Genomic DNA, 6,752 nt, shown 5'->3' with positions numbered 1-6,752 from the left:
TAGCTGGAGCCATCCACCAACAGGAGCGTTGGCAGGGCATCGGAAGGTGAGGCCAGATCGTTCATGGCCCGCATTGTGAGGCCTGCTGGCGCAGGCCTCTTGGGGTCAGAACTCGCCTTGGAAACCGCCCGACAGCATATGACGATTGCGGTTGCCAGCACCGCTCACCGGGATGAAGTCATAGCCCGTCACCATGCGCAGATGGCGATTGAAGGGGAACGACAGGCCGAGTCCAATGTACGGCGAGGTCGTGTAGTCGCTGTCGTGGCTGAGGACACCCACAGCACTCGTGGTGTCAGTCTTGCTCTGGACACGGGCCACACCCAGGCGAATGTTGCTAGTCGCCACCTCGAACATCTCAATGTTCCAATTGATACCCAAAGAAATGGCCTTGGCGCTGATATCAGTGCTTCTCTTGTCGAGAAGCGGCTCGGAAGTCGTTCTTCCGAAATAAAAATAATTGACTTCAGCGGCAACATTGGGAGTCACATTCCAGCCGCCAAACATCTTCGCACCGGCAGCAACGCGCTCACATCGAGGGAAATAGTCAGGACAACGTTGCCCCGTGGGCGACAAACCAACCGTGGCGCCAGCGTAGGCACTGAAAGGAGCCGCTTGGGCCACGGAACCCGCCAACACGCTTGAGGCAACGGCCGCAGCCAAGGACAGCCGCTTGAACGACAATGATTTGTGCAGTGCTGGGGTACGCATGATGATCAACCGGCTCCTTTTGGGGGAAATTAGCGAGCCCCGCCAACCTTGGCAGGGCCTGATTTCAGAACTGTGAGCAGTCTGCCACAGCGACTCCTACAATCACACGTTCCGCGCACCCCGAACGTTGAGGGTTTTCTCCTACGTCCGAGGGCTTTCCCCGAGCGGGTGCCCTTGCAACCCGCCGCCTTTGCTGCCCGACCTGTCTCATGGCTGTTTTCACTGAAGTGTCCCCGCTTGAAGCCTCCGGCCTGATCTCGGTCTTGGGTCTGGGCGCCGTGCAATCGTTGCAAGGTGCCACCTCGGGCATCGAGAACACCAACTACTTCGTCAGCACCGACCAGGGCGACTACGTGCTCACCTTGTTCGAGCGCTTGACCTTCGAGCAACTGCCCTTCTACCTGGCCTTGATGCGCCACCTGGCCGAGCGCGGCATCCCGGTGCCGGCACCGCAGGCCGATGAACACGGCGTGATCCTGCACACGCTCAAGGGCAAGCCCGCCGCCGTGGTCACGCGCCTGAAAGGCCGCAACCAGTTGGCCCCTCAGGCGGCCGATTGCGCGCAAGTGGGCGCCATGCTCGCCCGCATGCACCTGGCGGCTCAGGACTACCCGCCACACCAACCCAATCTGCGCGGCCTGGCCTGGTGGAACGAGACCATTCCTGTGGTGGCGCCGTACCTGGACCCAACGCAGCGCGAATTGATCGAGTCGGAGTTGGCCTACCAACAAGCGTTGGCCGCATCGCCGGCCTACCAAGGCTTGCCCCAAGGCGCCATCCACGCCGACCTGTTCCGCGACAATGTGATGTTCGATGGCCCTGCGCTGTCCGGCTTTTTCGACTTCTACTTTGCCGGCTGCGACACCTTCGGCTTCGACATCGCGGTGTGCCTGAACGACTGGTGCATCGACCTGGCCACCGGCCAACTCGACCCGGCCCGCGCGCATGCCTTCGTGGCCGCCTACGACGAACAACGTCGGCTCAGCGACGATGAGCTGGCCCTGCTGCCAGCCTTGCTGCGTGCCGCCGCCCTGCGATTCTGGACTTCCCGCCTGTGGGATTTCCACCTGCCCCGAGATGCCGCCATGCTGCAAGCGCACGACCCCACCCACTTCGAGCGGGTGCTGACTCAGCGCCGGCAAACCCCCTGGCAATACCAGCGCCCCGCCGCATGAAGCTGCGCATCATGCCTGCCCGCATGGGCCTGACCTGGATGGGCCACGGCCTGCGCGCCTGCGTTCGCCAGCCATTGGGCTTCGTGGGCTTGTGGGGGCTGATCGTGTGCGCGGCCATCATCACCTGCGAAATCCTGGCGCAGATCGGGCTGCCGGCGCTCGGCCCCTTGCTGATCGTGGCCTTGATGCCCATGGTGTGGATGGGCTTCATGCTGGCCAGCCGGCGGGTACTGACCGACCAACGCGTCACGCCCGGCGTCTTTCTGGAACCCTGGCGCGGGCAGCCTCCTGAGATGAAATGGATGTGGGCCAAATTGGGCGGGGCCTATTTGCTGGCCACCCTGCTGGTGATGGTGCTGGCGAATGCCTTCGGGCCGGGCTCGGACACCCTGGCCAAAGCCATGAAAACCGCCAAGGAAACCTCCGACCTGATCGGCAACCCCGACGTGCAGTCAGCGATGCTGTGGCAGTTCATGCTGACCATCCCGGTGTCGCTGATCTTCTGGCACACCCCAGCCCTGATCTATTGGGCCAAGCTGTCTTTCGGCAAGGCCTTGTTTTTCAGCGCCATCGCCTCCTGGCGCAACCTGGGCGCCTTCATGGTGTTTGGCCTGGGGTGGATGGGCCTGGCCGTGGCCTTGGTCCTGGTCAACGGTGTGTTGGCCGCGATGCTGAACGAACCCATGCTGGTCAATGTGCTGCTCACCATGGGCGCCATGTGGATGGCGTCGGCCTTCTATGCCTCACTGTACTTCTCGGTGGTCGATTGCTTCGAGCCCGATGAGGCGTTTGGCTCCGCCCCGACAGCGGCGGCTTGAGCGACCTCAGCTCGTCAGGCGCTCGACACCCTCCAACGGGCAGGCATAAACCGCGTTGCGCAAGGCCGCGATGGCCTCGTAGCGCGTGAAGCTGCGCCGCCACACCAGCACCACGCGGCGCGTGGGCACCGGCGCACCAAAGGGGATGAAGGCCAGGTGCGGATGGGGCTCGTCGGGCACTGACAGCCTGGGTACCACGGTCACGCCCATGCCGGCTGCCACCATGTGCTTGATGGTTTCCAGGGACGAGCCTTCAAAGCTCTTGCGGATGCCTTCGGCGTCGCTGGAAAAGCGTGCGAACTCGGGGCAGACATCCAGCACATGGTCACGGAAGCAATGGCCGGTGCCCAACAAGAGCATGGTCTCGCGCTTGAGCTCTTCGGCGCTGATCTGTTGGCGCTTCGCCAAGGCATGGGTCTTGGGCGCGGCCACCAAAAACGGCTCGTCGTACAAGGGGGCCACGGCCAGGCCGGCATCCGGGAAGGGCTCGGCCAGGATGGCGCAATCGAGCTCGCCGGCGCGCAGCATTTCCAGCAGCTTGACGGTGAAGTTCTCTTGCAGCATCAAGGGCATCTGCGGCACGCGGTTGATGGTGTTGCGCACCAGGTCGGGCAGCAGGTAGGGCCCGATGGTGTAGATCACACCCAGGCGCAGCGGGCCACTCAGGGGATCTTTGCCACGCTTGGCGATTTCCTTGATGGACTGGGCTTGCTCCAGCACCGATTGGGCCTGGCGAACGATCTCTTCGCCCAGCGGCGTAACGCTGATTTCGGCACTGCCGCGCTCGAACAGCTTCACGTCCAGCTCGTCTTCCAGCTTTTTGACGGCGACGGACAAGGTGGGCTGCGACACGAAGCAGGCTTCAGCAGCCCGGCCAAAGTGGCGCTCGCGGGCCACGGCGACGATGTAGCGGAGTTCAGTGAGGGTCATGATGGGGATGATTGTGGGGCATTTGCAGATCAGGCCTTGAGGTACTCGGCTTTGTGGCCCAGCCAGCGCTGCACGTGCCGTTGGGCGATGTGGGGATGATCGCGCAGCAGGGATTGGGCGGCTTCTCGGGCTTGCTCGATCAAAGGTTGGTCCTCGCCCAGGTCGGCGAAACGCAACAAGGCAGCGCCCGATTGGCGCGCGCCCATGAACTCACCGGGGCCACGGATGTCCAGATCGCGGCGCGCGATTTCGAAGCCGTCGGTGGTCTCTGCCATGGCCTTCAAGCGCGCCTTGCCAGAATCGGACAGGGGCGATGAATACAGCAGCACGCACACGCTGGCCACCGCGCCTCGCCCGACCCGACCGCGCAGTTGGTGCAATTGGCTCAAGCCGAAACGCTCGGCATGTTCGATGACCATCAGGCTGGCGTTGGGCACATCCACGCCCACCTCGATCACGGTGGTGGCCACCAGCACCGACAGCTCACCCCTTGAAAAACGCGCCATCACCTCGGCCTTCTCGGCCGTGGGCAGGCGCCCGTGCAAGAGGCCCACCGCGCGGCCAGCCAGCGCAGCGGACAGCTCCTCGTGCGTCTGGGTGACGTTGCTCAGGTCCAGCGGCGGGCGGCGGTTGCTGTTGCGGCCTGCCGCCTCGTCAGCGGCCTGGTCCGACTCTTCGGTCTCGTCAATGAGCGGGCAGACCCAGTAGACCTGGCTGCCCTTGGCGGCCTCGTCGCGGAGGCGTTCGATGACCTCGTCCCGGCGTGAATCGGCAAACACCTTGGTGACGATGGGTGTGCGGCCAGGGGGCAACTCGTCGATGGTGCTGACCTCCAGGTCAGCCAGGTAGGTCATGGCCAGGGTGCGCGGGATGGGCGTGGCACTCATCATCAGGAGGTGTGGCTCCATGTCGGTGCCCTTCAGCTTGCCGCGCAGTTGCAGGCGCTGGGCCACGCCGAAGCGGTGCTGTTCGTCGATCAAGGCCAGGCCCAATCGCGCGAACTCGACCTGGTCCTGGATGACGGCGTGCGTGCCCACCACCAATTGCGCTTCGCCCGAGGCCACCATGGCCATTTGTTCGCGCTTGGCCTTGGCTTTCAAACTGCCCGTGAGCCAGGCCACCTTGATGCCCAGCGGCTCCAGCCAGCCCAGCAGCTTGCGAAAGTGCTGCTCGGCCAGGATCTCCGTGGGCGCCATCAGGGCGCATTGCCAACCGGCGTCCATGGCCACGGCGGCGGCCAGCGCGGCCACCACGGTTTTGCCAGAGCCCACATCGCCCTGCAGCAGCCGGTGCATGGGTTGCGGGCGCGCCAGGTCCAGCGCAATTTCGCCGCAGACCCGGTGTTGGGCTGAGGTCAATTGAAAGGGCAGCACTTTCAGCAAGCGCTCATGCAAGCCCCCGACTTGCGAGGGCAACGCGGGCGCCTTGAGGTGGGCGCGCTCTTGCCGGGCTTGCAGTTGCGACAATTGCTGGGCCAGCAATTCCTCGTATTTCAGCCGCATCCAGGCGGGGTGGCTGTGGTCTTCCAGCGTGGCCACGGAGACCTCAGGGCTGGGGTGGTGCAAAAAATGGAGCGCTTCACGCAGGCTGGGCCAGGCGGCAGGCAACACGCTCGCAGGCAGGATCTCGTCCAGGTGCGCGCGCATCAAGCCGGAGGCCACGGCCTTGCGCAGATAGGTCTGCGGCAGGCCAGCGCTGGTGGGGTAGACCGGCGTGAGCGCTTCAGCCAGCGGCGTGTCCGCCGACACCACCTTGACCGCCGGGTGCATCATCTCCCGCCCGACGAAGCCATGGCGCACCTCGCCGCGCACACGCAAGCGCACCCCGGGCGCCCAGGCCTTTTGCTGCGTGGCATAAAAATTCAAAAAGCGCAATTGCACCTCGCCGCTGCCATCGTCCAGCTTGACCAGCAATTGCCGCCGAGAACGCATCTCAATGCGGTTGTCGCGCACCACGCCTTCGACTTGCACCACCTCGCCATCGCGGGCATCGCGCAGCAAGGTGAGGCGGGTCTCGTCCTCATAGCGCAAAGGCAGGTGCAGGGCCAAGTCGATGTCGCGCACCAAGCCCAGTTTGTCCATGGCCTTGGCGGGTGGCGACTGCGAACGACTGGGGGTGGGCTTGGCCGGCACGGAGGGATGACTTTTCACGAGGTGGGTAGGCACACGATTGTGCAATGCCGCCAGCACACCCCCGCAACAGGTGGTGAATAACGCCCATTGACATGCCCGAACTCACCGACAATCATCCCTTTCCTTGGCACGGGGCTCGTCAGCCCCTCAATGGCAGCATTCATGACCCATCGTTTTTCCCTTGGCGATTTCGATTTTGAGCTTCCGCCCGAGCTGATCGCCCAGCATCCCGCCGCCGAACGCAGTGGCTCGCGCCTGCTGGATGGCCGGAAGCCAGCACCCATCGACCGCATTTTTCGCGATCTGCCATCGCAGCTGAACCCAGGCGATCTGCTGGTGTTCAACAACACCCGCGTGATCAAAGCCCGCCTGCATGGCCTGAAAAGCAGCGGCGGCACGGTAGAAGCGCTGGTTGAACGCGTGTTGCCCGACAACGAAGTGCTGGCCCACATGCGCGCCAGCAAATCGCCCAAGCCTGGCAGCGTGGTTCGTTTTGCCGATGCCTTTGACGCCACCGTGCTGGGCCGGGGCGGCCCCGACAATGGTTTGTTCCACCTGCGTTTTGAAGCCGACCCGCTGACCTTGCTGGAGCTTCACGGGCACGTGCCCTTGCCGCCCTACATCACCCACACCGACTCCAGCGACGACGTCAGGCGTTACCAGACCGTGTTCGCGGCGCGGCCCGGCGCCGTGGCGGCCCCCACCGCCGCCCTGCATTTCGACGAGGCCCTGCTGGCCGCCTTGGCCCAGCGTGGCGTGCAGACGGCCGAGGTCACCCTGCATGTGGGCGCCGGTACCTTCCAGCCGGTGCGCACCGAGAACCTGGCCGAGCACAAGATGCACAGCGAGTGGTTCGAGGTGAGCCAATCCACCGTGGACGCCATTGCCCGCACCAAGGCCCAGGGTGGCCGCGTGGTCGCGGTCGGCACCACCACCTTGCGTGCGCTGGAATCGGCCGCCCTGTTTTGCCCGCCCCACCAGATCCT

The 6,752-nt window shown here is 64.4% G+C and carries 6 protein-coding genes; 3 read left to right on the top strand and 3 right to left on the bottom strand.

The window, feature by feature from the left end; translation table 11 throughout:
• Positions 1-105: 105 nt before the first annotated feature.
• Entirely contained in the window at positions 106-711 is a 606-nt protein-coding gene (locus H7225_RS01080) for an outer membrane beta-barrel protein (protein WP_290658739.1), read from the bottom strand.
• Between the two features lie 209 nt (positions 712-920).
• Here H7225_RS01080 and H7225_RS01075 point away from each other — a divergent pair, with 209 nt between their 5' ends.
• Both H7225_RS01075 and H7225_RS01070 read left to right on the top strand, forming a co-directional pair.
• The gene (locus H7225_RS01075; RefSeq protein WP_290658737.1) at positions 921-1,886 is read left to right on the top strand and encodes a homoserine kinase; all 966 of its coding nucleotides are present in this window, start codon (positions 921-923) and stop codon (positions 1,884-1,886) included.
• A complete protein-coding gene (locus H7225_RS01070; RefSeq protein ID WP_290658736.1) occupies positions 1,883-2,704 on the top strand; it encodes a BPSS1780 family membrane protein in 822 nt (273 codons plus the stop codon). The genes H7225_RS01075 and H7225_RS01070 overlap by 4 nt, the downstream gene beginning before the upstream one ends.
• Positions 2,705-2,710: 6 nt before the next feature.
• Here the strand turns inward: H7225_RS01070 and H7225_RS01065 are convergent, their stop codons facing one another.
• Positions 2,711-3,634, bottom strand: coding sequence for a LysR substrate-binding domain-containing protein (locus H7225_RS01065; protein WP_290658735.1), 924 nt, complete (start codon positions 3,632-3,634; stop codon positions 2,711-2,713).
• Between the two features lie 29 nt (positions 3,635-3,663).
• Positions 3,664-5,766 (bottom strand): ATP-dependent DNA helicase RecG, encoded by a 2,103-nt coding sequence (recG, locus tag H7225_RS01060; protein WP_290658738.1) that lies wholly within the window; start codon positions 5,764-5,766, stop codon positions 3,664-3,666.
• A 162-nt stretch (positions 5,767-5,928) separates the two neighbouring features.
• On the opposite strand from recG, the gene queA reads away from it, so the two are divergent.
• Positions 5,929-6,752 (top strand): tRNA preQ1(34) S-adenosylmethionine ribosyltransferase-isomerase QueA (queA, locus tag H7225_RS01055; protein ID WP_290658734.1); only part of this gene is annotated, 824 nt, incomplete at its 3' end.

Origin of the sequence: Aquabacterium sp. (assembly GCF_014378415.1) — a bacterium.
In the GTDB taxonomy this organism is placed as follows: Bacteria; Pseudomonadota; Gammaproteobacteria; order Burkholderiales; family Burkholderiaceae_C; genus Aquabacterium.
Note: the sequence above shows the minus strand (reverse complement) of the source record. Positions and strands in the feature narration are given on the sequence as shown.